24 protein-coding genes and 4 pseudogenes are annotated in these 26617 nt (G+C 55.5%); 12 read left to right on the forward strand and 16 right to left on the reverse strand.

The features are described from left to right. Positions 1 to 799: 799 nt before the first annotated feature. From PseuLF5_RS16915 to PseuLF5_RS16925, 3 genes are all read right to left on the reverse strand, one after another. Positions 800 to 2194: an undecaprenyl-phosphate glucose phosphotransferase gene (locus tag PseuLF5_RS16915; protein WP_123462011.1), complete on the reverse strand. Its 1395-nt coding sequence runs from the start codon at positions 2192 to 2194 to the stop codon at positions 800 to 802. 393 nt (positions 2195 to 2587) lie between these two features. Continuing rightward, the gene (locus PseuLF5_RS16920) at positions 2588 to 3247 is read right to left on the reverse strand and encodes a winged helix-turn-helix domain-containing protein (protein WP_123462013.1); all 660 of its coding nucleotides are present in this window, start codon (positions 3245 to 3247) and stop codon (positions 2588 to 2590) included. Between the two features lie 280 nt (positions 3248 to 3527). After that, on the reverse strand, positions 3528 to 4268 hold the full coding sequence (locus tag PseuLF5_RS16925; protein WP_128613962.1) for a winged helix-turn-helix domain-containing protein: 741 nt from the start codon (positions 4266 to 4268) through the stop codon (positions 3528 to 3530). A gap of 588 nt (positions 4269 to 4856) precedes the next feature. Here PseuLF5_RS16925 and PseuLF5_RS16930 point away from each other — a divergent pair. Continuing rightward, entirely contained in the window at positions 4857 to 5690 is an 834-nt protein-coding gene (locus PseuLF5_RS16930) for an undecaprenyl-diphosphate phosphatase (RefSeq protein ID WP_110720582.1), read from the forward strand. Here PseuLF5_RS16930 and PseuLF5_RS16935 read toward each other — a convergent pair whose 3' ends face one another. Together PseuLF5_RS16935 and dusA are read right to left on the reverse strand one after the other, a co-directional pair. After that, positions 5691 to 6062, reverse strand: coding sequence for a DUF2388 domain-containing protein (locus PseuLF5_RS16935; RefSeq protein ID WP_186748762.1), 372 nt, complete (start codon positions 6060 to 6062; stop codon positions 5691 to 5693). 76 nt (positions 6063 to 6138) lie between these two features. Further along, positions 6139 to 7113 carry a tRNA dihydrouridine(20/20a) synthase DusA gene (gene dusA / locus PseuLF5_RS16940; protein ID WP_340134084.1) on the reverse strand — a complete coding sequence of 325 codons (975 nt, stop codon included), beginning with the start codon at positions 7111 to 7113 and terminating at the stop codon, positions 6139 to 6141. 139 nt (positions 7114 to 7252) lie between these two features. Here dusA and PseuLF5_RS16945 point away from each other — a divergent pair. The 3 genes and pseudogenes from PseuLF5_RS16945 to PseuLF5_RS16955 form a co-directional block, all read left to right on the forward strand. Next, positions 7253 to 7393 (forward strand): annotated as a pseudogene (locus PseuLF5_RS16945) (site-specific integrase); the annotation flags it as partial. A 55-nt stretch (positions 7394 to 7448) separates the two neighbouring features. After that, entirely contained in the window at positions 7449 to 8228 is a 780-nt protein-coding gene (locus PseuLF5_RS16950) for a zinc ribbon domain-containing protein (RefSeq protein ID WP_340134086.1), read from the forward strand. A 402-nt stretch (positions 8229 to 8630) separates the two neighbouring features. After that, the gene (locus PseuLF5_RS16955; protein WP_340134088.1) at positions 8631 to 10019 is read left to right on the forward strand and encodes a KAP family P-loop NTPase fold protein; all 1389 of its coding nucleotides are present in this window, start codon (positions 8631 to 8633) and stop codon (positions 10017 to 10019) included. 40 nt (positions 10020 to 10059) lie between these two features. Here PseuLF5_RS16955 and PseuLF5_RS16960 read toward each other — a convergent pair. Then, a pseudogene (locus tag PseuLF5_RS16960) lies at positions 10060 to 10857 on the reverse strand (phage late control D family protein); the annotation flags it as partial. Between PseuLF5_RS16960 and PseuLF5_RS16965 the strand changes: the two are divergent. Both PseuLF5_RS16965 and PseuLF5_RS16970 read left to right on the forward strand, forming a co-directional pair. Continuing rightward, positions 10849 to 11355 (forward strand): annotated as a pseudogene (locus PseuLF5_RS16965) (phage terminase large subunit family protein); the annotation flags it as partial. The pseudogenes PseuLF5_RS16960 and PseuLF5_RS16965 overlap by 9 nt on opposite strands. Before the next feature lie 11 nt (positions 11356 to 11366). Beyond that, entirely contained in the window at positions 11367 to 12374 is a 1008-nt protein-coding gene (locus PseuLF5_RS16970) for a phage portal protein (protein ID WP_340134211.1), read from the forward strand. 56 nt (positions 12375 to 12430) lie between these two features. Here the strand turns inward: PseuLF5_RS16970 and PseuLF5_RS16975 are convergent, their stop codons facing one another. Then, positions 12431 to 13252 carry a hypothetical protein gene (locus tag PseuLF5_RS16975; protein WP_340134090.1) on the reverse strand — a complete coding sequence of 274 codons (822 nt, stop codon included), beginning with the start codon at positions 13250 to 13252 and terminating at the stop codon, positions 12431 to 12433. Positions 13253 to 13284: 32 nt separating this feature from the next. Further along, positions 13285 to 13524, reverse strand: a complete 240-nt coding sequence (locus PseuLF5_RS16980; protein WP_340134092.1) for a hypothetical protein — start codon at positions 13522 to 13524, stop codon at positions 13285 to 13287. 1549 nt (positions 13525 to 15073) lie between these two features. On the opposite strand from PseuLF5_RS16980, the gene PseuLF5_RS16985 reads away from it, so the two are divergent. The 4 genes and pseudogenes from PseuLF5_RS16985 to rimA all read left to right on the forward strand — a co-directional run bounded on the left by PseuLF5_RS16985 (position 15074) and on the right by rimA (position 18752). Next, positions 15074 to 15436, forward strand: a complete 363-nt coding sequence (locus tag PseuLF5_RS16985; protein WP_340134093.1) for a DUF6124 family protein — start codon at positions 15074 to 15076, stop codon at positions 15434 to 15436. A gap of 461 nt (positions 15437 to 15897) precedes the next feature. Next, a pseudogene (locus PseuLF5_RS28200) lies at positions 15898 to 16974 on the forward strand (methyl-accepting chemotaxis protein); the annotation flags it as partial. 78 nt (positions 16975 to 17052) lie between these two features. Beyond that, a complete protein-coding gene (locus PseuLF5_RS28205; protein WP_371921331.1) occupies positions 17053 to 17832 on the forward strand; it encodes a methyl-accepting chemotaxis protein in 780 nt (259 codons plus the stop codon). A gap of 140 nt (positions 17833 to 17972) precedes the next feature. Then, positions 17973 to 18752 carry a S6 modification regulatory phosphodiesterase RimA gene (rimA, locus tag PseuLF5_RS16995; protein WP_340134095.1) on the forward strand — a complete coding sequence of 260 codons (780 nt, stop codon included), beginning with the start codon at positions 17973 to 17975 and terminating at the stop codon, positions 18750 to 18752. A gap of 6 nt (positions 18753 to 18758) precedes the next feature. On the opposite strand, the gene pseH is transcribed toward rimA, so the two are convergent. Then, positions 18759 to 19310 (reverse strand): UDP-4-amino-4,6-dideoxy-N-acetyl-beta-L-altrosamine N-acetyltransferase, encoded by a 552-nt coding sequence (gene pseH / locus PseuLF5_RS17000; RefSeq protein WP_123462133.1) that lies wholly within the window; start codon positions 19308 to 19310, stop codon positions 18759 to 18761. A 143-nt stretch (positions 19311 to 19453) separates the two neighbouring features. Between pseH and PseuLF5_RS17005 the strand changes: the two genes are divergently transcribed. Continuing rightward, entirely contained in the window at positions 19454 to 19669 is a 216-nt protein-coding gene (locus PseuLF5_RS17005) for a hypothetical protein (RefSeq protein WP_123462135.1), read from the forward strand. A 78-nt stretch (positions 19670 to 19747) separates the two neighbouring features. Here PseuLF5_RS17005 and PseuLF5_RS17010 read toward each other — a convergent pair whose 3' ends face one another. Genes PseuLF5_RS17010 through PseuLF5_RS17035 form a run of 6 tightly spaced genes read right to left on the reverse strand, consistent with a single transcriptional unit; the run spans position 19748 to position 25182 of the window. Then, positions 19748 to 20533 carry a transporter substrate-binding domain-containing protein gene (locus PseuLF5_RS17010; protein ID WP_123462137.1) on the reverse strand — a complete coding sequence of 262 codons (786 nt, stop codon included), beginning with the start codon at positions 20531 to 20533 and terminating at the stop codon, positions 19748 to 19750. Between the two features lie 58 nt (positions 20534 to 20591). Beyond that, positions 20592 to 21461, reverse strand: coding sequence for a copper homeostasis membrane protein CopD (gene copD / locus PseuLF5_RS17015; RefSeq protein ID WP_340134097.1), 870 nt, complete (start codon positions 21459 to 21461; stop codon positions 20592 to 20594). Between the two features lie 3 nt (positions 21462 to 21464). Next, a complete protein-coding gene (gene copC / locus PseuLF5_RS17020; protein WP_123462142.1) occupies positions 21465 to 21839 on the reverse strand; it encodes a copper homeostasis periplasmic binding protein CopC in 375 nt (124 codons plus the stop codon). A gap of 31 nt (positions 21840 to 21870) precedes the next feature. Further along, complete coding sequence (locus PseuLF5_RS17025; protein ID WP_340134098.1) at positions 21871 to 22740, reverse strand: copper resistance protein B; 870 nt, start codon at positions 22738 to 22740, stop codon at positions 21871 to 21873. Positions 22741 to 22751: 11 nt separating this feature from the next. Then, positions 22752 to 24449 (reverse strand): copper resistance system multicopper oxidase, encoded by a 1698-nt coding sequence (locus PseuLF5_RS17030; protein ID WP_340134099.1) that lies wholly within the window; start codon positions 24447 to 24449, stop codon positions 22752 to 22754. A gap of 52 nt (positions 24450 to 24501) precedes the next feature. Then, on the reverse strand, positions 24502 to 25182 hold the full coding sequence (locus tag PseuLF5_RS17035) for an FMN-dependent NADH-azoreductase (protein WP_250606926.1): 681 nt from the start codon (positions 25180 to 25182) through the stop codon (positions 24502 to 24504). 102 nt (positions 25183 to 25284) lie between these two features. On the opposite strand from PseuLF5_RS17035, the gene PseuLF5_RS17040 reads away from it, so the two are divergent. Then, entirely contained in the window at positions 25285 to 26139 is an 855-nt protein-coding gene (locus PseuLF5_RS17040; RefSeq protein WP_123462148.1) for a LysR substrate-binding domain-containing protein, read from the forward strand. Positions 26140 to 26144: 5 nt separating this feature from the next. Here PseuLF5_RS17040 and PseuLF5_RS17045 read toward each other — a convergent pair whose 3' ends face one another. Next, positions 26145 to 26615 (reverse strand): hypothetical protein, encoded by a 471-nt coding sequence (locus PseuLF5_RS17045; RefSeq protein ID WP_123462150.1) that lies wholly within the window; start codon positions 26613 to 26615, stop codon positions 26145 to 26147. Positions 26616 to 26617 lie beyond the last annotated feature (2 nt).

Here is a 26617-nt window from a genome sequence, read left to right on the forward strand (position 1 = left end):
CCATAAGGCCTGAGCCAAGCACAGCTCCCACAGTTATGTGTCTAGCCATAAGGCCTGAGCCAAGCACAGCTCCCACAGTTATGTGTCTAGCCATAAGGCCTGAGCCAAGCACAGCTCCCACAGTTATGTGTCTAGCCATAAGGCCTGAGCCAAGCACAGCTCCCACAGGTTATGTGTCTAGCCATAAGGCCTGAGCCAAGCACAGCTTCCCCAGGTTATTTGTCTAGCTGTAAGGCCTGAGCCAAGCACAAATCCCCTGTGGGAGCTGGCTTGCCAGCGATGAGGCCGGCACTTACAACATTGATGTCGCCTGACCCACCGCCATCGCTGGCAAGCCAGCTCCCACAGTTATGTGTCTAGCCATAAGGCCTGAGACAAGCACAGCTTCCCCAGGTTATTTGTCTAGCTGTAAGGCCTGAGCCAAGCACAAATCCCCTGTGGGAGCTGGCTTGCCAGCGATGAGGCCGGCACTTGCAACATGGATGTTGCCTGACCCACCGCTATCGCTGGCAAGCCAGCTCCCACAGTTATGTGTCTAGCCATAAGGCCTGAGACAAGCACAGCTTCCCCAGGTTATTTGTCTAGCTGTAAGGCCTGAGCCAAGCACAAATCCCCTGTGGGAGCTGGCTTGCCAGCGATGAGGCCGGCACTTGCAACATTGATGTTGCCTGACCCACCGCCATCGCTGGCAAGCCAGCTCCCACAGGTTTTTGCATCCACGCCCAATTACTCTCGCGCGCCAAATCCCAGGCACAAAAAAAGGGGACTTTCGTCCCCTTGCAGTGCGTCGCACCCAATCTCAGTAAATATCCTTCGACAACAACGTAAACGGTGTCTTCACCAGGATCTTCAGGTCCAGCCACAACGACCAGCTATTGATGTACTGCAGGTCAATTTCCACGCGCTTCTGCATCTTGTCGAGGGTGTCCGTTTCACCGCGGCAACCGCTGATCTGCGCCAGCCCGGTGATCCCCGGTTTAATCCGGTGACGCGCCATGTAGGCAAGGATTTTCCCCGAGTAGAAGTGGTTGTGCGCAACCGCATGCGGACGCGGACCAACCAGGGCCATATGTCCCTGCAACACGTTGAACAGTTGCGGCAATTCATCCAGCGACGTGCGGCGGATAAAGCGCCCGACCGCGGTAATACGCGAGTCGTTACGGCTGGCCTGCTTCACGTCACGGTCATCGTGGACACGCATCGAGCGGAATTTCCAGACCTTGATCACCTTGCCATTCCAGCCATGGCGATCCTGTTTGAAAAACACCGGGCCGGGCGAGTTGATCTTCACCGCCAGAGCAATGATCAGCAGGATCGGGCTCAGCGCGATGATCGCCAGCAAGGCCACGGCTTTTTCCACCAGGCTTTTGCTCAACGCAGCGGTCGGGCGACTGGTCAGCGGGCTTTCGTTCAGGTAGATCGCCGGCAGACCGTCCACGACTTTCACCGAGTGATTGAGCAGGGTCAGACTGTTCAAGTCCGGCACCCAGACCACATCGACGTTGGCCCCCAGCAAATCGACATACATCGCTTCGATTTTCGCGGCCTCGCACAGCGGCAGGGTGATGTACAAACGGCGGATGTCATGGGCTTCGATCAGCTCCAGCAACTCCTCCTGGGCACCGACGACGCGCGGTGCATCGGCATCCAGCGCAGGCACGTCGCCGTTGCTGACCAGGCCAACCAATGGCAGGTTTTCCAGTTGGCTGAGTTTCTTCGCCAGCCCCAGCGCCAGCTCGCCGGTACCGACGATCAGGGTTTTGTGCTCGCTCTTGCGGGTGCGCTGATAGAACTTCGAAAACGCATGCAATGGCGCATACAGCAACGCCTGACCGAGGAAACCGTACACCGCCCAGCTCAGAATCACCTGCCGTGAAAACAGCTCATCGGCCTGGCAGACAAACGCGATACACGCCAACGCTGCCATGGTCATCGACCACCCCATGAACAGCCGTCCCAACCCGCTCAGGTAGTTATCGCGTTTGCGATAAACACCGCTGAACGTGTAAGCCGGCACCGACGCCAGTACCGCCAGGGTGGCGCACATTCGGTAGTAGAACGCGACCGTCCCGGTGTGCTGTTCCGCGAGGATGAACAGCAGCGTCACGACAAAGCCTTGTGCCAGCGCCCATTGGCCCCAAAAGGTCAGTCCCTTGAGGCCCGTGCTTCGATTGATACTAAGAGAAAGATCCATACGATATCCCCAAAAGACGTCCATTCAGGTTTCAACAGTTGAAAACCGAGTTGTTATGCAGACTTATTGTTTTTGTTTTAGCGAGTGTCCTGAGGTAACAACGTCGATATGCCGAACTGTCGTCAGTCAATAGACTAAGTTATTGCCGGGAATGGTGTCTGACGAGTTCTAACAAGATGGCATAGTGCCAACTTTTTAATAATTAAATAGAGGGGTGTTAGAAAAGGTCGCAGAGCAGGGGGTGAATAAATGATGTTGTATTTGTTACTGTTTGAGGGGTGGCGGCAGGGAATGTCGAAATTAACCAGGGGAGGTGTAACCAAACAGAGTGCTCTTGTTGTTTTTGTTGTCGCACTGTTTTCTGTTGGTGTTGATCGCGGCGGTCAGTAGCGTTTACGCGACGATTTCCTGGATCAGGCAATAACCGCGATTTCGTACGGCACGAAACAATCGTTCGCCGTTACTGGCACTTTTGAACTTGTCTTGCAAACGACTCAGGCACATTTCCAGGCCGCGGTATTGCTCCGGCTCTCGACCGATGCTGAGGATCAGTTCTTCACGGCTGACCACACGCTCTTCATGGTTGAGCATTTTCCTGACCAATGCTGTTTCCAGCCCGGTCAGGCTGATCTCGACGCCTTCTTTGATCAATGCACCCTGATCATTGTCGAGTTGCCAGGTTTCGTTGCAAGGCGTGGCGCCTTCGGAAGCCGGTGGCATGTTGCCGCTTTCAGCGTTTATGACCGTAGCACTGTGAAAAGGATTCGCCGCTTGTGCGGCCAGCCATTCCGATTCAAGCGTGGCTAATATGCGCTGGGTATCATGCTCGATACTGCGAGCGACGTTTTTACGACTGATGCTTGGATATGTGAACTCCATCACCATTGGGGCGGAAGAGGGCGAAGCAACACCTTCAACAAACATTTGTGCCTGAGACGTGCCGAACGAGTTGAAACGCTCACTGGACAAGATGCTCTCCAGTTCGCGCTGCGACGTTGTACTGTGAGTCACGACAACAAAATATTTCCTTGGGAGGGTTGTACTAGTTTCCATGTCTCTCTCCTAAATACACACCAAAATTGGCTAAAAGATAAATCGGCAGGCGAGCAATGACTTCCTCGGAAGTAATCGAAAGGCAGGGTCTGGGCCCAATAATGGCCCTCGATAAATTCCACTCGATCTGCTGCTATGTTATGGAGTTTTATTGTTATGGGACGTGTTGACGCGCTCATTCAAGTGCTTGTTATTTAATGGGCGTAAAGCAGAACTGGAGCTATATGGTTGCATTAGACGATCCTTCGTACGTATGCAAAAGAGATTGACTGCCCGAGACTCAGGCAGTCGATATCAGACCCCGCGTCAGGCGATAGCCGTAGCCGCGGATGCTCTGAATCGCGTTTGTACCATACATGTCCTTGATTTTTCCACGCAAGCGGCTTATGGATTTCTCCAGTGCGCGAGGGTCGTAGAAATTGCTGTTGAGGCCCATGATATTGGCGATTTCATCATGGCTCAGAATGTGATTACTGGTTTGCGCAAAGGCTTCCAGGATCTTCATCTCGGCAAACGAGATGTCGAGTTTCTTGCTGGTGCCCAACAGGCAGATACGTGTCGGGTCAAGCGTCAGGTCAATATCGCGTTGCCATTCTTCACTGTTGAAGAACTCGCCAAGCAGCTCGGCGCTATCATCGGAAAGGGTATTGAGCTTGATACAAAAGTCCGCGCCAGCCAGATAATACTTGATCTTGTTGAAAGCGCCGCGCCCGGTAATGACCGCGCAAATGATCGGTTTCAAGTTATCGCTACGCAGGTTTTCCACCAGCGCAAGATTGTCTTCCAGCGCCTGTGGGCTGTCGATAACAAGGAAGATGGCACGATAGGAACCGAGATGTTCATACTGCTTATATGAACTAGTGTAGGCGTTGGCATCCAGAGCCATATCAGGGCGCACGTGCCGGGCGACCAGTGCTTTAAAATGTTCAGCCACGCCACGGGTTCGACCCAGAGTGAGAACACCGGGTTCGTCGTTTGTCGGGCGCGGACTACTAGTCGCCAAGTTCCCTGAGAGCATCATGCATTGACTCGAATTAGGTGCTGACATCGGGATGTTAAAGCACCGGTTCTCATCTGTGACTGACAATTGGTAACATTCACGCGATTTTTAGACGTGGCTCCCGAGTTTTCTAACAATAATTAAGCTTTTCAAGCTTTTAGTTGATTTTCTCGGGATGGTGAACTAGTGCTTAGATGGTGGCGATATGCAATGGTGCCACTATTTTGAGGTGATTGCGATAGCGTAGTTTGTGTCCTTTGGCCACTGTATGGCCATCCCTGAATAATGTGATTCTGATCACAATTTATCGGCAGAGCAAATTTTTTTGCACTAAACGCCTAAATATTCTTCGATTAGTTCGTCGGCCGACGATTACTAACATGGCTTGAGTGTGTCTTTTGATAAGTCATATTCTGCCAACGCAAAGATCATCCGATCGCGGCCCGAATCTTCGGCCGCTCCTACCTTTGAAATGCGTTGGCGTAGGCGCTGCCGAGGTTCGGGCCGCGATCGAACGATCTTTTGATCTTCAATTGTGTAACTTCAGATACTCAACCCCTGAGTGTTATAAAACCGGTCGCTCGCCAAGAGCGCGCCGACGGAGGATTAATGGATTTCTGGACCCTTTTCCAGGTGTTGATATTAGGTGCCGTAGAAGGCCTGACCGAGTTCCTGCCGATCTCGAGTACAGGCCACCAGATCATCGTTGCTGACTTGCTGGAGTTCGGCGGCGAACGCGCCATGGCGTTCAACATCATTATTCAACTGGGGGCCATTCTTGCCGTTGTCTGGGAGTTCCGACCCAAGATCTTCGAAATCGTCAAAGGCCTGCCCACCCAACGTAATGCCCAACGCTTCACCCTCAACTTGCTGATTGCCTTTCTACCCGCCGTGGTCTTGGGCGTGTTATTCGCCGATGCAATCCACGAATACCTGTTCAACCCGATCACCGTCGCCGTGGCACTGGTCGTTGGCGGCATCATCATGTTGTGGGCCGAGCAGCGCAGCCATGTGATCAGCGTCGAACACGTCGACGACATGCGCTGGTCTCACGCACTGAAAGTCGGTTTCGTACAATGCCTGGCGATGATTCCCGGCACCTCACGCTCCGGCTCGACCATCATCGGCGGTCTGCTCTTCGGCTTGTCGCGCAAAGCCGCCACCGAGTTCTCGTTCTTCCTCGCCATGCCGACCATGGTCGGCGCCGCCGTGTACTCCGGCTACAAATACCGCGACCTGTTCCAGCCCAACGACCTGCCAGTCTTCGCCCTCGGCTTTGTCACCGCGTTCATCTTCGCGATGATCGCCGTACGCGGCTTGCTCAAGTTTATTGCCAACCACAGCTACGCCGCGTTCGCCTGGTACCGGATCGCGTTTGGTTTGTTGATTCTGGCAACGTGGCTGTTTGGCTGGGTCAACTGGACCGCCGCAGCGGCCGCCTGATCACTGAGCGCTGATCAACGCCGCAACGGCGAGATCGTTTAACGTCGAATCCGACGACTCCTGGCGAAAACGCTGCAAGGCCGAGGTGAAATACGCGGCCTGCAGCATGCCGTCGCTGGCGAGGTACAGACGTGCGTCTTCCTGTTCTGCAGCAGAGTAAACACGCTTGTGACTGTCAGTCGTTTCCTGGCTAGCCGAAAAAGGCGCGAGGACTAGAGACAACAGAGTGAAGCCGGACAATTGCGTGGCCTCCCACGGTGTATCGGTGCTCCCGATGCAGAGACCGTCGCAGTGCGCATAAACGTTCGAGGTGACACTTAACAAGGAGAGGAGGGTGAAACGCTGGAAACCAGAGAAATTGAACGCGGGCATAAACAAAAGACATCCTGTCAGTACAACAAAACAGCGGGCAACGCTCATTCGTCGCCCGCGCACTCAAACCATCAAATCAACGACCTGCAAGCAACTCAGCCGCCTGATCCAGCAACGCCAGCGGATCCTTGGCCTTGTGAATATCCACCGACAACAACTGACGGAATTTCCGCGCCCCCGGGAACCCCGTGCCCAGGCCCAGCACATGCCGCGTGATGTGATGCATCGCCCCACCGGCCAACAAATGCTCGGCAATATAAGGCCGCAATTGCGCTAACGCCTCAGCCCGGCTGATCACCGGCGCCGAACTGCCAAACAACTGCTGATCCACCTCCGCCAGCAAATACGGATTGTGATAAGCCTCACGCCCCAACATCACACCGTCAAAGGTCTGCAAATGCTCATGGCAGGCCTCCATCGTCTTGATCCCACCGTTCAGCACAATCTCCAACGCCGGAAAATCCGCCTTCAGCTGCGCCGCCACGTCATAGCGCAACGGCGGAATGTCACGATTCTCCTTCGGCGACAACCCCTCCAGAATCGCAATCCGCGCATGCACGGTGAAGCTGGTGCACCCGGCATCACGGACGGTGCCGACGAAATCACACAGCTCCGCGTAACTGTCCCGACCGTTGATCCCGATGCGATGCTTCACCGTCACCGGAATCGACACCGCATCACGCATCGCCTTCACACAATCCGCCACCAGTTGCGGATGACCCATCAGGCACGCGCCGATCATGTTGTTCTGCACACGATCACTTGGGCAGCCGACGTTGAGGTTCACCTCGTCGTAGCCGTGCTCCTGGGCCATGCGGGCGCAGGCGGCCAAGTCCAACGGAACGCTACCGCCCAACTGCAGCGCGAGAGGGTGCTCGGCTTCGTTGTGACGGAGGAAGCGCTCGTGATCGCCGTTGAGGAGAGCGCCGGTGGTGACCATTTCGGTGTAGAGCAGGGCGTTCTTCGATAGGAGGCGTAGGAAGAAACGGCAATGGCGGTCGGTCCAATCCATCATGGGGGCAACACTAAACCGCCGAGACAGCGTAGGCATTGGTTTTACTGGGCTAAGGCTCTGATTCTGTACCATTTTACTCAACGTGTTTTCGGCGTGTTTTTGGGCGTTTTCAGGCGTTTTTCAGGTCTCGGTGGTACGATGTACCACTTCAAAACTGACGCGTACCACTTTCGATATGGCAGCTATCAGGGCAAGAAAACTGGCGGATGGGTCTGTGAGCTACACCGCTCAGATCCGCATCAAGCGTGACGGAGTGCAAGTCTACCAAGAGAGCCAGACCTTCGCCCGGAAACAGGCCGCGCAGGTGAGTAGGCGCAATACGCCGGCCACGATGGCCGGCTTTTTCATGGATATAGAAAGGAGCGGTTCGAATGGCTTTGAAGCCCTGCAAGTCTTGTAAACACAAAGTAGATGTTTCAGCGAAGGTGTGTCCCAGCTGTGGCGTTGCCGATCCAGGAGTCACCCTGGGCCAGAAGATCGGCGGGTTTGTCATTCTGGTAATCATCATCGCTGTGACAGTGTCGATGTGCTCTCGGGGTAACAAAGACGAGCCTGTTGAAAAGGTAACGCAGAGTGCTGCGACCAAGGCTTACACGATCACTAAAGACGATTTCCAAGAGGGACGACCTCGTAAAGTTGAAGTCGTTTTACCCAAGCGTGTAAGTGACGCGGAACTGGCTGAAGTGGCCAAGTCCGTTCGCGCCGATACAAAGTCGAAACCCAAGACGACATTCATCGGCTTCAGGGTCGAAGGCCAGAACGACAAGGCCTACTGGGCGAATGCCAGTTTTGATCCTGACTACAAAAGCTCGCTTATCGGCCTAAGCGCCCAGGAATATCAAAGCCTTCAAACTCTCGACCTGAAGGCTTACCCAGACAAAGTAGGCAGTTGGCTACGGGATGGTGCGCTTGGCCATGTCATGGTGCTTTACAAGCGAAACGGCAAATACGCAATCGACTCAATTTTCCCTAACGGTGGAAAAAATACAGAGAGCTATCAGGCGAAGAAACTGCCTGACGGGGGGCTGCGTCTGGATGCGCCTGAGAACAGCTTCGGCGAGTACTACGTGGTCGACGCAAAGGGAAATTTGCAGGGATGGGGTGAGAACGGTGCCTACATGACGCTGCCATCGCGTTCGCCGACGCTGTAAAGGCTTGAGCAACGGCTGTTTACATTTCCAATGTGGTGCAGAGGTACGGGAGTAGCCACCTGGGAGGCGGCACCCATTCAGTCCGAACCCAAATGATTTGGAGGGGCTGGTGGCACAGAAAAACGTGCTGAGAATGGGTGACTCCCGGGCGGTTCAGGTGCTGCGAATAGCACCCCTCCCATCACAAGGAAATGGAGTACGTACGATGGAAAACCTTACCCCTATGGAGAAGCTTTTTTTGCAGCTACTGGCAAAGTTGGATGATCAGCAGCGTCAAGACGTGCTGAGGATCATGGAGGCGCTTGTGCAGTCATCGAAGTAAGGCAATATTTTTAGGCGGCTCCGGGAAAACTGCCGGGGCCTCTGTCGATTCTACCGACTCGTAAAAGTTGAGGGATTATAGTGGCGAGTAAGAAAGTAGTTGTTGATTTTTGGGAAGGTGATCTTATGGATCGCCAGCCAAGTGCAAAATTTTTGACTAATTATTTGTTGGCGAATAGTCATGTAAAAGTATTGAATGTTAATTCGCCTTGGGGGTCAGGAAAGTCGTTTTTTTTACAGCGTTGGTCGAAGGCTCTTTCTGAAGATCATGTGTGCGTAAATTTCAATGCGTGGGATTCTGATTATACAACAGAGCCATTAGTTGCGCTTATCTCATGTATTGAGCAACAAGTTATGGATCCTCTTGCTTTGGAGTCAACCAAGGTTGGCAAGGGAATAATAAACGTAAGTTCTGCGCTGATAAAAAAAGCTGGCCCATTGATTATGAAGGGGCTGGTTAAGAAGTTTAGTGGTGTAGAAATTGATGAGCTGATCGGCGAAGGAGCGGGTGATGCGGCCGATGATGTTATTAAAGCGCTCATTGAAGAGCAGGCAGAGACGAAGGGTAATGTAGAGGAGTTTAAAAAGGAAGTCAGGTCACGCCTTGCAAGTGCTGCGTTAAATCAAGGAAAGAAAGCGCCAGCATTTATATTTATAGATGAGCTGGATCGGTGCCGCCCTACATACGCAATTGAGTTGCTGGAGCGTATCAAGCATTTTTTTGAGTTGGACGATTGTCGTTTTGTTATTGCATCCGATTCGGCTCAATTAGCTCACTCAATTCGAGCTGTTTATGGCGAGGGTTTTGCATCTGAAAGATACTTAAATAGATTTTTTGATGTCGAGTTTAACCTTGATAATCAGGATATTTTCTCGATGGTGCATCATTCTCTTCCGGTAATCGATAGTATAAAATTGGGGCTAAATATTAGCGGAAAATTTGATGCCCGCTTTTTCCGTGGTGATAAGGAGCCTAAGCATCCTCAAAAAAATACAGTGGTTTCAGATATAAAGGATTTTTCTGAGAATGCCATAGTCGTAGTCGGTCTGTGTCGTTACTTTGGTGTAGAGTTGCGTGAGCTGGTTAACTATTTAAAGCAGATTAAAAGTGCGGCTGATTCGATTGATGGCGCAGTTCATTTTTTCTGGCTCGCGTTCCTTGTGTTTTATAAGAACTCAAAGCATGAGGGGTATGGGTTGCTTTTTGACAGGGAGAAAGGCTTTGAGGTGTTCAGTGCTTATAATGAAAGTAGGCCGGGAGTTACATTTTCATTTACCACTTCTATGCAGGACGTCGAAGATTTAGTTTCATTTTATTTAAGTCTTTTGAATGCTGATCCTCATAAGTTAAGAGAGATGGGGAGTCGTATGGATGGCTGGAAAACTGACGTGTATTATTCTGCACGTGAAAATATTTCAGCTTTACAATCCTATAAGAAAATTGTGGAACTGGCTCATCGGTTGAGCTAGGCACGAAGGCCCAGACTCAATCTGGGCCATATTCGTTTTGTCAAATATTTGAACTTGCTCTAAGCCATTCCCTGTCTAAAGCACGCTTTGCTGTTCGTGCACTTGCATATAACCAACGCAATCGTCTGGGCTTTGTCTGATCACCGGCGGTGACTGTCTTCTCTTTTCCGGTCTTCTTATCGCGGTAGTACGCGATTACCCCTGTGAAGTCCCCCTTATTCTCTTCCGCCAGATCCTCAACGGTGTCCTCCGGCAACTTGCTCTCCAGCTCAAGGCTAACGGTGTAACCGCTGTCTGCGCTGAGCGTGTGCTGCACATTCCCGCCGTACCAAATGATTTCGTCGATCTCAGGCTTCACACCTTCCAGCGTATAGGTCAGCTCAGGTATCAAATCCGGCCGGCCCATCGCCAGGGTGTAGCTGAGCGTCGCGCTGCCACGTTGTAGGCGGTTGAACTCGGCCCGCGCGGCGCGCAGTGCAGACTGTCGGTCGCTGTAGGTGTGGCGCAGATCTTTTAGGTTCTCACCGCCGCCGGCAATGGCTTCCTGTTTCTTGGCGCTGTTCACGTCGTAGAAGTAGGCACGCACGCCGTCGTAGCTATCGCGGTCAGCTTGCAGGTAGCGGTGCTGGTCGCCGTCGGCGCGGGTAAGGGTGATATGGGGCAGCTCGGCGCCACTGGCGGTCTTGCCGCCGCCGGCGGGCAGGCATAGCAGGCAGCCGGCTTTGACGGTGACCACCGCGTCGAACTCTTCGTCGACACGGCTAATCAAATTGGCGTCGGATTCGTTGGCCTGGTCCAGTTGAAGGATGGGCAAGCCGTCGAGGGCGCCGGCGACTGTTCCGGCATGGTTGTGGTCGCGCTGCCCCTGGTACCGGGTGGCAAGTTTCGCATCCTCGAACGCCACCAATTCCGGGGCATGGACTTCGCCGCGCAGGCCGCGTTCATCAAGAGCGTCTGCGATCGCTACTGGGTGACCTACATCGGGATCGACGTGACCGGTCTGGGCAGCGGCGTGGCCCAGCTGGTGCGCCAGTTCTTCCCGGCGGTGACCACCTTCAGCTACTCGCCCGAAGTCAAAACCCGCCTGGTACTCAAGGCCTACGACGTAATCCACAAGGGCCGGCTCGAATTCGATGCCGGCTGGACCGACATGGCCCAGTCGCTGATGGCTATCCGCAAAACCGTCACCGCCGGCGGACGTCAGTACACCTACACCGCCGGCCGCAACGACAACACCGGCCACGCCGATCTGGCCTGGGCGCTCTTTCACGCATTGCATCACGAACCGCTTGAGGGGCAGACCACTGCCAACACTGGGCGTATGGAGATTTACTGATGACTGAACAAATGGCCAACGAGATGTTGCCCGCGATCATGCCCGCCACTGGCGCCGGGACTCAGGTGTTTTCCTTCGGCGAGCCGACGCCGGTGCTGGGTGGTCGGGAGGTTTTCGATTATCTGGAGTGCTGGTTCAACGGGCGGTGGTATGAGCCGCCGTTGTCGCTAGATGGGCTGGCTCGGTCGGTAGGGGCGAGCGTGCATTTGCATTCGGGTTTGATGTTTAAGCGCAACCTGTTGAGCAAGACGTTTATTCCGCATCCGCTGTTGTCGCGGGCTTCGTTTGAGCAGTTTGCTTTGGACTTCTTGTGCCTGGGCAACGGTTACCTTGAGGGGCGCCGCTCGCGGTTGGGCGGGGTGCGCAAATTGGAAACGCCGTTGGCCAAGTACATGCGCGCAGGGCCGGATGGGCAGTTCTACCAGGTGCGCGGGTGGAAGGATGAACATGCGTTTGAGCCAGACAGTATTTTTCACCTGCGTGAGGCGGATATGCATCAGGAGATTTATGGGTTGCCGGAGTGGATCAGTGCGTTGCAGTCGGCGTTGTTGAATGAGTCGGCGACTTTGTTTCGGCGTAAGTATTACGAGAATGGCAGTCATGCCGGATTCATCTTGTACATGACGGATGCGGCGCAGACCGAGGCTGATATTGATGCGTTGCGCAAGGCACTGAAGGAGTCGAAAGGGCCTGGGAATTTCCGGAATCTATTTGTTTACTCACCGACCGGCAAAAAGGACGGGATTCAGCTGATTCCGGTGAGCGAGGTGGCGGCGAAAGATGAATTCAACTCGATCAAGAATCAGACGCGGGATGACGTGTTGGCCAGTCTGCGCATTCCGCCGCAGTTGATGGGGATTGTTCCGCAGAACGCAGGTGGGTTTGGGTCGATTCGGGAGGCGGCGCAGATTTATGCAGCTAATGAGCTGGAGCCGATTCAGACGCGGATGATGCAGTTGAACGACTGGTTAGGAGAAGAGGTGATGTGTTTCAAAACCTATGAAGTAGGCGGAGGATGATTCAAGAAATTTTATTTTCTTGCAATAAGTCAGGTCACTTTTAAAAGGTTCAGGGGTTATTTAGAAGGAAGATTCTTGAATTCTGTTGAATCCGCTTGAGAAGCGTTATAAGCATTAATGTCAAATAAATTCACTGATTTGATTTCGCAGTGTGGAAATACGATTTCAAATTTGCTTGGGTCTAGATGGCCGAGTTCTTTTCCTTCAATACAAAGTTCGTATAAATATATATAGGAGGTTGTAAAGGTTATTTTGTAATCATCACTTTTCCGATAGCCGCTCACAAGCGGTAGTATACGCAGCATGTCTCTTTTGTCGCCTGGATCAATTGAACCGGTGATAAAGCCGACGTAGACTTTTCCATGTCCAAGAGTTACGCATACGGGCATGTTTTCCTCCATAGCTCTTAATAGGATTAGCTCAAGGTCTGCATTCATTACGTTAATTGCTTTTTTTATTGATTCTCTTCTGGCGTAATTGTAAATATCTGATAGTGCAGGCTTTTTTCCGACTATTGTTCGGAGTATTAGGGTGGCTATCGCATAACACCAATTAAGGATGTAACCGCCAAAAGTACCTGTGAGCAATGTGATAGTAAGAGCGAATATCCAAAAAGCGGTATCAATTTTCTCATTTTTTGCTTCAAATGGAACGATTTCCATTAGAGATCTAAAAAAACCTAATCCTACAAGGATCGAATCTTTGATCTGGAAGGTCAATGCGAATGCTAAAAGAAATAGCCATAATCCCCAGAATGCTGCGCGGATATAGAGCTTTTGTGAGTCTTCACGTTTTATCAGATACCTTGTTGCGAGCCAGGTGCTGATAAAAACATATCCCGCCATAAGCGGGATAAGTGCAAAAGCAGCTTTTAACATTTAAGCTCTTCCTGAGGGAACTACAAAAGCGCCTATGTAGAAGATTCCGACTTCTCTTCTTTTCGAATTTTCTTAATTTCACTATCCAGAGAAGCGAAAGCAGTAAGCTGCTTCTGTACTACCTGCGCATGAATAAGCTCGTTCGCATCAGCAAACAACGCGCCAGTGCTTGTAACATAAAAAGGCGCGATCTCTTTAATCTCGCTTTCCGATGAACGGCAATAGGCCTTGATCCGGTCAAACAGCTTCGCGTGCTTATGGTTCTTGCTCATACGAATCCCTCGCAATGCGGTTTTTCGGTATGTGGATACATTGGACGTCAGTCATACGGGGCGGTTTCCGCTGTGGGCGCTCGCCGGTTTCGCTGACAGTCCCTTGAACCTACTTTAAAAGAACGCGAAGCGTATAGCCGCTCTCGTCCTCCGGCAAGTACCTTTCAACCCCTGATACAGCTATAGCCCAAGTAGCCAATTTCGCCATCTTTTCAGCAAGCAGGTTCACGTTGAGCCTACTGATGCCACGCTGATGCGTTGGGACCGAGAGTAGCATCTGGCGCGCGCCGTCGTCCCCCCACCTCGCCTGCGGGCTAAATGGGTCTTTTTTTCCGCAGTTCTGCAACTGGCCAAACGCCCCCGCAGCCGCGCGCTTTAGTAGTGGCGTCGAAGGTCCAGAAGCCTGCGGATCCCTGCGAAGGGGGGGGGCTGACAGGGCGGATCTGGCGGAGCGGGAGGCAGGTAGACGAAACCTTTCGATGCGGGTTTTTCAGGAACGCCACCGGAAAAAAGTAATGTGGTAATTCAAATATCAGAACACCGGCAAAAGCCCCGTATTCATTGGCTTTGCTGGCTTACTTCGGAAAGTAATTTTGAGTAATGAAAAAGGTAATGTAGCTGTAAGTGGTTGATTTATAAGGGATGCACTGAAACAAATATTACTTCCTTAAAAGGTAATTATCTTACTTCAACATTACTCAAAAATTACTTCATGCCGATCCTTTGCAGCCCAGTAAAATCAAGGCTCTCAGCAAGATTGACCGTTCGGCTTACCAACATTACCTTTTTCCGATGCCTTTCCCGAAAAACGGCATCTCCTATAAGGCGGCGCAGCCGATGGCCGCTGGGCTCACTCACGCAGATGATAAAGGGACACTCTCGCGCAGGTGGTTTTGCTCGTGCGGAAACGCTTGTAGGAAGTGCTTGGGATTGGAGCGACTGGCGCGTGTGTCGACGATGCGAGAGGAATGTCGCTTGTCCCGCCAGGGGGAGAAAAAGAAATGGGGTGGTACGAAAATGGTACGTGCGTTTCTTGATGATGCTGGAGGCCGCGACTTTAGAGGCCTGTAGAATTAAACGTGCCAATCCATCATAGGAGCAACGGACAGCGCTTGTAAAAAGTGCACAGAGCACCTCGCAAATGGCGATAGGCTCTGGTTCGATCACTGTGCTTATTAAACGTTTTAAACACAGAAAACTCGCATGTTTAGATTAGACATATTGCTGTAGTCGCTCACCTACAACATCTTGCGCCGCGCCCTACACCTAAGACAGAATCCGCCGGCTTGTGCCTCTAGCTCGCGGGTTCTATCGTCCCTACGTCACTGAAAACCAGTGATCGGGTTTGGTAGCCCGTCTCCGTCAGAAGCACAAGACTACTGTCTTGCGAGGGCGTTTTTCGTCTTCGTTTTATGGTGGTCATGCGCGGGGCGTCTTCGGATGCGCCGGGGTTCCTGACGACCGGTCTACCAACCTGCGTATGGCCTCCACCCTTCGTTTGGTAGCGAGAGTGATGGCTCCTTTTCGTTCATCCGTCAGGAGTTACACCATGTTCAAACCAACACCGAATCCACCAGAAACCGACCCCGCATCCCCCTACGAATCCCCCAACTCCAAAAAACTCCACGAAGCCGCCGAGCGCGCCCTCGATCACTATCTCCTTCCCGCCAGCCACATCATGGCCAGCGCCAACGAACCCGAACGCATGTACTTTGCCAACCCGAAGTACGACTCGGAATCCCTGCTGGCCAATGCCAGTGAAACGCTGGGTTCCGCCTCGGAAATGCTCAATAACTTTGCCGCGACGCTCGAACCCTCGCAGCGCAAGACTGCGCTGGGCATTGCTCAGGTGGTGATGTTGGGGGAGTTGGCGGTGAATCAGGCTTTGGATAAGGTCGAAATCAAGCCGTAACCCCCTCGCTCCTCTGTGGCGTGCAGCCACTGCTCGCCGCAGAGGGGCCAGCGCCTGAATCCGCATTTTCAGCCCCGTTTTACGTCAGTAGCGATGTGCCAAAAATCATGATGGCAATGCGTCATCACGCCGCTCGAAAAGTTCAACGATTATACAAAAATATAAAGTTGTACAAGTTTTCGCAAAATTAATAGCATCCCCCCAGACACCTTTGCTGAAACGATAAATCCGGCGTGCAGACGCTCTGTTTGCGACGTGACGGGTTTGTCTGCCGGTGCTCGCGTCGGGTTGTTTTCGACGCTTCACCAGGATCCGCATCGGCATTTGCATTTCAGGGACAGCTGGAGCGTCCCGTATTACGCCTTGGATGACGACCCCCGAATGTCTGGACGGTGACTGCGGTTGCCGGAGATCTATTTTTTTGTGCCCGGCGTTTCGCGTCTGGGCGTTTGAGGCTGAATATGGCAGTAGCATCGAATTTCCTGGGTGACATCAAAGTTTCCCGCAAGCTGGGCGCTGGCTTTGGCATTCTTTTGCTGGCTGTTTTGGCGGTTGCCTTCATTGGCTATAACAGCAACGGCGTGCTGGTTGATCGTTTGAGTACGACGCGTCTGATCGGCACGCTGAATGACGCGACGCAAGATATGCGTTTGTCCGAGAAACAGTACGAAGCCGCCGCTGACGCAGCGTTCGCCGATTCCTATAACGCTCAGTTGAATGTCTTGCAGGGCCTGGTGAGCAAGGCGCTGGACACCTTGACCCGCGCTGAGAACCAGCAAGCTCTGAAGGCTTTGCAAGCCACGATTGTTGCCTACGACCAGAAGGTCAAGCGGCTGATCGCTGCCGATCAGTCGACCACGGATGCCCTGAAACCGCTGACGGCGCTGTCGGACAAGTACGCGCAGACCTTTGCCGGCATGCTTGAAGGCACCACGACCAGTGCGCTGGCGTCTGCCGATGGCGAACGCGTGCGGGAGCTGCGCACGGTGGCCGACTTGCGCAATGGCATGACCACGTTTCGCCTGATGTTACGTCGTTACATTGCGGTGCCCAACGACGTGAATAAAAAACTGATGATGGAGACCATTGATACCTTCCTGGGTGATATCACCAAGGCGCGCACCAGCCTGCCGACGGCCCTGTCGAGCCAACTGGAGGAAGCGCACGCCGGCATGCGTCGTTATCGCGAAGTATTGGTGGAAGTGGCCGGGCTGTTTGAGCAGAAGCAGACCATGCGCGAGCAGGTCGACCAGGAAAGCAAGGCGATGGACAAGATCATGACTGGCCTGATGGACACCCAGCAGCGCCTGGCGCGTGAAGATCAGCGCTCAGCCTTTATCCAGATGGCAGTATTGACCGTGTTGGCGCTGGTGATTGGGCTTTTTGCCTCGGTGGTCATCTCGCGCCAGATCACTGCGCCGCTGGCGCTGACGGTTGATCTGGCTCGACGTATTGCCAAAGGCGACCTGACGGTACAGGCCAAGTCTGCGCGCAAGGATGAGTTGGGCGATCTGCAAAATGCGATGCAGGACATGGCGCAGAACCTCAACACGCTGGTGCAAGGTATCGGCAATGGCGTCACGCATATTTCGACCTCTGCGGAAAAGCTCTCGGCCATGAGCGAGCAGACCAGCGCGGGTGTGCGTCAGCAGAAAAGTGAAGTGGATCAAGTCGCCACGGCGATGCACGAAATGGCTTCGACGGTGCAGGAAGTGGCGCGTAACACCACCGATGCCTCCGCTGCCGCGACCCTGGCCGATCAGCAGGCGCGCCACGGCAGTACAGTGGTGAAGCAGGCGACGGTGCAGATCAGCGAGCTCGCGGTGGCCATTGAAGAGTTGGGCGGTGCGATGAACGTGCTGACTCAGGACAGCGAGCAGATCGGCAAAGTGATCGATGTGATCAAAGCTGTTGCCGAGCAGACCAATCTGCTCGCGTTGAACGCCGCGATCGAAGCGGCGCGGGCGGGTGAGCAGGGGCGTGGTTTTGCGGTGGTGGCAGACGAAGTGCGCTCGCTGGCGCAGCGCACGCAGGATTCGACCAAGGAAATCGAAGCGCTGATCGTCACCCTGCAACAAGGCACGCAAGCGGCCGCGACGTTGATGGCCTCCAGCCGCGAGCGCACCCTCGATACGGTGGAGTTGGCGCAGAAAGCCGACTTGGCAATTACCGAGATCAACCAGTCCATCGGTACGATCCAGGAGATGAGCCTGCAGATCTCGGCCGCCGCCGAGCAGCAAAGTGCCGTGGCCGACGAAATCAATCGCAGCATCGTCAGTGTGCGTGATGTGGCTGACCAGTCGGCTGTCGCCAGCGAAGAGAGTGCGGCAGCGACGATTGAGTTGGCTTCACTTGGGCAGGATCTGCAGCGAATGACCGCGCATTTCCGCACTTGAGCATTTGCACTTAGAGCACGCGGCGCCTTCAACTATTCCGGCGCCGCGGGGCTACAGTTATTGCCTTGTTTGCAGATAACTAAGTCCAGTAGCTGTTTTTTATCACCATGGAAGGTTGCACGCCGTCATCAGAGTGGTTCATGTCCGACTTTCCAACATCATCGACCTCTTCCGCAGGGTGCCACGGTTGTAAAAACAAAGGCGTGCCGGATATGGATTTCGCTTTTGCCTTTCAGCCCATCGTCGATCTGCGCGATCAAACGACGTTTGCCCATGAAGCCTTGGTTCGAGGGGTGAATGGTGAGGGCGCCTTTTCAGTCCTGGAGCAGGTGGACGATCACAACCGTTATCGATTCGATCAACTGTGTCGTGTGCGGGCGATTTCCACGGCGGCTGAGTTAGGGATGGCCCAGTACCTGTCGATCAACTTTCTGCCGAATGCCGTGTACCGGCCGGAAGTGTGCATTCGCAGCACGCTGGAAGCGGCGCGTACTTACGGCTTCCCGTTGGAGCGGCTGATCTTCGAAGCGGTGGAAAGCGAGCACGTTGAAAACAACAAGCATTTGATGAACATATTGCGTGAGTATCGCGAGTTTGGTTTCAAGACGGCGATCGACGATTTTGGCGCCGGCCATTCCGGCCTTAACTTGTTGGCGGATTTTCAGCCGGACTTGATCAAGCTGGATATGGCGCTGATCCGGGATATTCACCGTGACCGAGTGCGCCAGATCATCGTGCGTAACGTGGTGAATATGTGTAGAGAGTTGGGCGTGGAGGTGATCGCCGAGGGCATTGAAGATGCCGCGGAACGAGATTTTCTCGCCGATTGCGGCATTTATCTGATGCAGGGGTACTGGTTCGCCAGGCCTGCCTTCAAATCATTGGCGCAGATCCCTGCGAGTGCGTGGCTGGAGCGATGAACACTTTCAGCTCGCACTGATCCGCTCGATCACGGGGACCAGCGTCGGACGTTTGCCAAGCCATTCAGCTTTGGTCATTCCCAACAACACCACATCGACCCGCACCCCGTCCTTTACCACGTTCTGCCGCCGCACACCTTCAACCTCAAACCCGAACTTCTGATGCATCTTCACCACTGCGGTGTTCATCGCCAGCACTTCGCAATTCAGCTTTTCCAGACCCGCGACATCAAACGCGTAATCGAGCAGCCAGAACTCGACCACGCTGCCCAAGCCTTTCCCCTGCAAACCGACATCCAGATAAAACGCCCAATCGGCGGTCTTGTGCAAAGCGTTGATCGCATTCAACGAAACTACGCCCACCGCTTGCTCATCCTTGATCACCACAAACACTTGCTGCCGTGGATTGCCGTGCAAGGACGCTAGCCAGTTGGCATGTTCGTGTTCGCTGATTTCATGCGACGTGTACATGAATTTGCGCACGTCCGGTTGGTTGCGCAGGGTGCGGACGTGGGCCTGGATCGCAGGGGCGATTTCGGTGAGGGGGAGGAATTGCATTCGGCGGTCCTTGTCTCGCAGGGTTTGCAACTGAACCTGCGCTGTCGATCTGTAAAGTTTCATGTTGCCGTTTGAGGCGTGGGCCTAGGATGGTGGTATCAGTCGGTGTTGTCTCGTTTTTTCATCCCCAGGGGAGTCGTGCCATGCGCGTCGATGTCGTCAAAGTGCTGTTGATTGCTGCCGCTGTATCGGCGTTGAGTGCTTGTTCGGGGGCGGGCGGGTTGACCACGACCAGTTGTTTTTCGGCGGATTGTCAGTCGCCGCAGGGGCGCAACAATGCGACGACCCTGAAGTTTGGCGGTAACAGTATTGGCAGCAGTCTTAACCAATACAGCTCCGGGATGTTGCACGACGACTGAAATACGGCGGGTGTTGAGTGGCAAATAGTTTGTGGCGAGGGAGCAAGTTCTCTCGCCACAGAATAGCCTCAGGTTTTTTTACTGCGGCACGGCCAGCCACTCGCCAATGACCTTCTGATACTGGCCGGTAACCTTGCTCAGGTGCAGCCACTGATCGACATACAGTTTCCAGCTGATGTCATCGCGCGGCAGCAGGTACGCCTTCTCGCCGTATTGCATGTATTGATGCGGATTCACCGCGCACAACCCTGGTTTGAGTTTCTGCTGATACAGCGCTTCCGAGGCATCGGTGATCATCACGTCGGCCTTGTTGTCGAGCAGTTGCTGGAAGATCGTCACGTTGTCGTGCAGGGCCAGTTGCGCCTTGGGCAGGAAGGCGTGGACGAAGGCTTCGTTGGTGCCGCCGGCGGGTTCGACCAGGCGCACATCGGGCTGGTTGATCTGTTCGACCGTCTGGTACTTGCTGACATCGGCGCAGCGCACCAGCGGGATTTTGCCGTCGGTGTCGAGGGTGTTGCTGAAGTAGGCTTTTTTCTGCCGTTCCAGCGTCACCGAGATGCCGCCCATGCCGATGTCGCACTTGCCGGCCTGCATGTCCGGCATCAGGGTTTTCCAGGTGGTTTGCACCCATTGGACTTTGACCCCGAGGCTGTCGGCCAGCGAGCGGGCCATGGCGATGTCGATGCCTTCGAAGTCGCCGTCCGGGCGTTTGAAGGTATAGGGCTTGTAGTCACCGGTGGTGCACACGCGCAACTGGCCTTGTTGCTGGATGCTGTCGAGGTGTGAAGCACTTGACTCGGCGTGGGCGCTGGCGGCCACGGTCAGCAGGCCGCAGAGGATCATTGTGCTTTTTAGTGTTGTCATTGTGATCGGGCTTCCGGGAAGGACGGTGGCCCAGTGTAGTGAAAGGCTTTGTCGGGTGTCATCCCGGGGCCGGACTCAACGTGCCGAGCCACGCCACCAATGCAACGATCAGTAAGGCCATTGCCAGTTCAACCACCACGCTGCGTCTGAGCGCATTGGCCGCGACGGCATGCTGCCCATCGCGCAACGATTGTTGCAGCGAAGGGCCAAGGTGAAAGCGGTTCAACGCCGCCAACACCAACATCCCCGCAAACAGTAGAACCTTGATCGCCAGCAGCATCCCGTAAGTGCCGAGCAACACGTCGTCAAACCTCGGCCCGACGATAAACAGGTAATTCACTGCACCGGTAATCGACAGTGTCAGCACGATCACCGCGCCGACCCACTCAAAGCGCTTGACCGATAACACCAGCAGGCGAATGCGCGCCTCATCCACAAGCCCCCGCGCCATCAACACCAGCGCCAACATCGCACCCAGCCACGCGCCCGCCGCGAGCAGGTGCAGAATGTCGCTGAGAAAATGCCAGAACCGCAGCACTCCCTCGTCCATCGCCCCATGCCCGCTCCACGCGAGAGAGGCGAGGGCGACGGCGCCGGCCATCGATGCAAGCCCTGCGCCGGGCCTGATCAACACCACGATCAGCGCGCTCATCCGCAGCGCCCACGCCAGCCCGACGTCGGTTTCCAGCAGCATCATCTGCAGATGCGGCCACAGCGCCGCGAACGTCGTTTCGCCGCTCATGGCGCGGGTCATCAACACCAATCCGGCGACTGACAACAGCGCCCCGATCAACGCCATCCCGCGCAACATCGGCCGAAAGCGCAGCAACGCCTCAGCGCTGTACAGCGCAAACAACGCCAGCCCGAACAACAGCAGCAAATCCACATACAACGCAAACCGCAGGAGGATGTTGATCAGGTCAGCCATCGCTCACTTCACTTTGAACGTGACATTGCCGGTGATCGGGTGCGTGTCGCTAGACACCGCGCGCCATTGGACTTGGTAGGTGCCGGCGGGCAGCGGCGCGAGCGGGGTGATCAGCATGCTTTTCGGGTCGCTGCCGGCACTGACCTTGGCTTTCATCGGCATCGGCGAATGGGCCATGCCGGGCATTTCGGTCATCACCAGTTTGGCGCCGGAGAACTGGGTCAGCAGGTTCTCGGAAAAGTGCAGTTCGATCTTGCCGGGTGCGCCGCCGTCGGCACCTTCGGCCGGGCTCGACGAGAGCAGTTTCGGATGGGCCTGGGCGAGGCTGCTCAGGAGCAAGCCGCTGGCGAGTGCAAGGGTGATGTTCAATGTGCGCATGCAAGACCTCTGGGTTGTTTTCTAATGGGATTCAGAACCACATCCGCACGCCAAGCACGAGGCGCGCTTCGCTGCGACCCTCGCCTTCTTCGCGGGCGTAATCGGCGGTGTTGCCGTAAGTACGGTTCCACGTTACGCCGATGTAGGGGGCAAATTCGCGGCGGATTTCATAACGCAAGCGCAGGCCGAGCTCAGTGTTGGAAAGGCCGGAACCGATGCCCCGTTGCGCATCGTTCTTGCCGTAGACGTTAATTTCGGCGGTGGGCTGCAGGATCAGGCGATTGGTCAGCAGGATGTCGTAGTCACCCTCGAACCGCAGCGCGCTCTGGCCGCCTTCACCGATAAACGCAGTGGCCTCGGCTTCGAAGTTGTACAGCGCCATGCCCTGTAAACCGAACGCGGCCCAAGTCTGCGGCGCGCCGGGTTTGAAGTCCTGGCGCACGCCGCTGACAACGTCCCACCAGGGCGATATCGCATGGCCCCAAAGCGCCTGAAGCTCGGCGTCTTCAGTCTTGCCGTTGCTGCGTTCGCCTTCGGAGCGCAGCCACAGACGATCGATATCGCCACCGATCCAGCCGGACAGATCCCAGGCCAACGCGCTGCCGTCATCGGCGTCCTGCCATTCGAGTTTGTCGGCAAGAAAGTAGCTGTTGATCGCGCTGTCGTGGACCTTATGGCCGCCGGGGCTGGTGAACACGGCGGCGCGGTCGGCGTCGGTCAGGGGCGGGATCGGCGTGCGGCTTTCGGTCGGCGCGGCGGGCTGCATCATGCCGTCGTCCATGCTTTGCATGGCCGAGTGATCCATGCCGGACATCTGGCTGTGATCCATGCCCGGCATCTCGCTGGCGGCCATTGCCGAACTGCCGATGAGCAACAAGGAAAACGTGGTGAGTCGAGTCATCAGCGGCCCCTTCATTCTTCCACCCGCACTTCGCGGAACATGCCCGTTTCCATGTGGTACAGGAGGTGGCAGTGATAGGCCCAGCGGCCTAGTGCGTCGGCGGTCACGCGATAACTGCGGCGCGTGCCGGGCGGCATGTCGATGGTGTGTTTGCGCACCTGGAAGTCGCCGTTTTCGTCTTCCAGATCGCTCCACATGCCGTGCAGGTGAATCGGGTGGGTCATCATCGTGTCGTTGACCAGCACCAGGCGGATGCGCTCGCCGTACTTCAGGCGCAAGGGCTCGGCGTCGGCGAATTTGATGCCGTTGAACGACCAGGCGAATTTCTCCATATGGCCGGTCAGGTGCAGTTCGATTGTGCGGCTCGGATCGCGGCCATCCGGGTCTTCGAAGGTGCTGCGCAGGTCGGCGTAGGTCAGCACACGACGGCCGTTGTTGCGCAGGCCGAGGCCGGGGTCGTTGAGTTTGGGGGCGGTGGTCATGGCTTGCATGTCTACCAGCGGATTGTCTTTTTCGCTGTCGGGATGGGATTGCATCGGGCCCATCGCCGAGTGATCCATGGCGCTCATTTCCATCGAACCGTGATCCATGCCGCCCATACCCATGTCGTCCATGGTCACCAACGGGCGCGGATCCACAACCGGTACCGGCGCAGATAGCCCGGCGCGAGTGGCGAGGGTGCCACGGGCATAACCGCTGCGATCCATGGCCTGGGCAAACAGCGTGTACGCGTCGGCGTCCGGCTCGATGATGACGTCGTAGGTTTCGGCCACGGCGATGCGCAGTTCATCGACGCTGACCGGTTTGACATGCAAGCCATCCGCCGCGACCACGGTCATTTTCAGCCCGGGAATGCGCACGTCGAAGTAGGTCATCGCCGAGCCGTTGATCAGGCGCAGGCGCAGCTTTTCGCCGACGCGGAACAGCCCGGTCCAGTTGTTATCCGGCGCATGGCCGTTCATCAGGAAGGTGTAGGTCGCGCCACTGACGTCGGCGATGTCGGTGGGGTTCATCTTCATGTCTGCCCACATCTTGCGATCGGCGACAGTGGCGCCCCAGCCTTTTTCGCTGACGTCCTCGATGAAATCGCCGACGGTGCGTTTGTGGAAATTGTAGTAGTCGGATTGTTTTTTCAGGGTCTTCAGCAGGTTGGCCGGGTTTTCGTCGGTCCAGTCGCTGAGCATCACCACGAACTCGCGGTCGTAGTGGAACGGCTCGGGTTCTTTCGCGTCGATCACCAGCGGCCCGTAAACACCGGCCTGTTCCTGTAAACCGGAATGGCTGTGATACCAGTAGGTGCCGTTCTGCCGCACCTTGAATTGATAGACGTACACGCCGCCCGGCTCGATGCCGTGAAAGCTCAGGCCCGGCACGCCGTCCATGTTCGCCGGCAGCAGAATGCCGTGCCAGTGAATCGAGGTGCTGGCGCTGAGCCGGTTACGCACCCGCAGCGTCACGGTGTCGCCCTCGCGCCAGCGCAGCAACGGGCCGGGCAGGCTGCCGTTTATGGTCATCGCCGTGCTTGGGCTACCGGTGAAGTTGACCGGGGTTTCGCCGATGAACAGCTCGAACTCGCTGCCGCTCAGTTCATGCAATTGACCGGGAGCGTTCAGCGCCCAGACCGGCGTGCGCCACAGGCCAAGGCCACCGAGCAGGCTGCCGGCGGCGAGGCCTTTGACGAAGGTGCGTCGTGATGGGTTGGAAGGCATGCGCTGGAATCCCCGTTTGACTCATGACGGGAAGGCTAACCAGCGCCAGCTTTCAGTTGGCTGAGGCGGAGATTACAGTTTTGACAGCTTCATTCGCGGCGAGATGATCGGCCAGATCCCGCGCCTGTTGTGACGCCGCGAGCCGCGACTGACGATCAACGTCTTCGCCGAGAATGGTTTTCTCGACGCTCAACTCATGCACATCGCTGATGCCGATAAACTCGAGCCACGCGGCCACATAAGGTTTCTGAAAATCGAAGCGCTCGGCGGGTGTGGCCGATTGCGCAGAGAAATCCATCCCGCAGGCATAGGCGCCCACGGCGGTTTTGTTTTTCAGCAAACCTTGCAGGCCGTGTTGCGGGTCGAAACTGAAGAGGATGTCTTTCTGCGACACCAGGTCGATGAAGTGCTTGAGTTTGTATGGAATGCTGAAATTCCACAGCGGCACCGACAGCACCAGAATATCGGCGCGATGCAGATGCGCGGCGAGGTGTTTGAGCTGATCCCACGCCGTTTGCTGGCGCGGCGACAGCGGTGTGCCATTGAGTCCGGCGTACTTGGCATTCAGCATCTCTTCGTCGAATTCCGGAAGCTGCATGCCCCATAAATCCAGGGTTTCGAGGCGCGTCTGCGGGTGATGCTGTTGATAGCGGTCGATGAACTGGCGCGCGACCTCCAGTGAGGCGGAGCGCTGTTTGCGCGGCGAGCATTCGATGTGAAGAAGAGTGGTCACGTTAAGGCCTCGGCATTCGGTGGGGGAGTGCGAGGCATTGCAACATAGCGAGGATCTAACTATAAATTGTAAATAAATCATCCATTGATCACGTATCTCACTATGTTCGACGCCCTGTTGCTCAAGACCTTTGTCACCGTTGTCGATGAGGACGGCTTCAGTCGTGCCGCGGAAAAACTGCATCTGACGCAGTCGGCGGTCAGCGGTCATCTGCGCCGACTCGAAGAGCAGGTCGGCAAACCCCTGCTCAAGCGCACGACGCGATCGCAACAACTCACCGCCGATGGCGAGCGCCTCATGGCCTATGCGCGGACGATTCTGGCGCTGAACCGCGATGCCTGGGCGCAGCTCACGCGCACGCCGTTTCAAGGGCGGGTGCGGATTGGTGTGTCCGAGGATTTTGTCGAGGCACGGTTACTGCGCGCGTTGCAGGATTGCGCGGCGCAGCATCCGGGCATGGAGATTGATGTGCAGGTGAATATTCCCGGGACCTTGCTGAGCCAGATGCAGCAGGGTGATCTGGAAATGGTCATCGGTTCGCTGTGCGAAACCGGCGAATCTGGCGTTTTGCTGTGGCAGGAGCCGCTGGTGTGGGCCTGGGCCGCGCAACCTGTCGCGCATTTACCGACGCCACTGCCGCTGGCGCTGTTTCCAGAGCCGTGTCCGTATCGCGAAGCCGCATTGACGCGTTTGGCCCGGGCCGGCATTTCTCAGCGCACGGCCATGCTGTGTTCGAGCACGGCCGGGTTGCGCGCAGCGGCGGCATCCGGATTTGCCGTGGCGCCGATGCCGGCGAGTCAGTTGGGGCAGGGGGTGGCAGCGCTGGCAGCGGAACAGGGTTTGCCGGCGTTGCCGGATGCGCAGTTCCGCTTATTTGTCGCAGCGCATGCCGATCCGCAGATGCTCGATGCCGTTTCGCAGGTGATCGTCGATTTCTGTTCGACGCGGCGCCAGTAAAAGGCTTACAGACCGAGGCCTTCCTGCACCGCCAGCAAAAGATTGTTTTCAGTCAGCGCGATGGCATCCAGTTGCTGACCTGTTTCTATCGACTGCACCCACCAATGGCTTTCACCGTGTTCATCCACGGTACGCAGCAGATAGGTGTCCGTGGCTGAGGGGATGATTTGCACCCGCCCGGCGCCATCCTCGGTAAACCGCGCAATGGGATCGAATGTCAGGGTTTGATGATTGGCCTCGATCACCAGTTGGTCGATGGCGTAATCGTGGGACTCACCATCCGGAGAACGTTCGCAAACGTGGGTCGGATTGCGCCGAATTTTCAGGCCGACTTCGGTGACCGGCTGCAGCCACGCCTCGATGCGGTGGTACAAGTCGTACACCTGCGCCGGCCAGCAATCGATCTCCAGCGCGGCATCCGCGTGGGTGTGCCGGGTTTGCTTGAGTTTGGCGGCGAGTTCGTCTGCTTTACTCATTT

This window comes from Pseudomonas sp. LF-5 (assembly GCF_037626295.1).
Classification (GTDB): Bacteria; Pseudomonadota; Gammaproteobacteria; order Pseudomonadales; family Pseudomonadaceae; genus Aquipseudomonas; species Aquipseudomonas monsensis.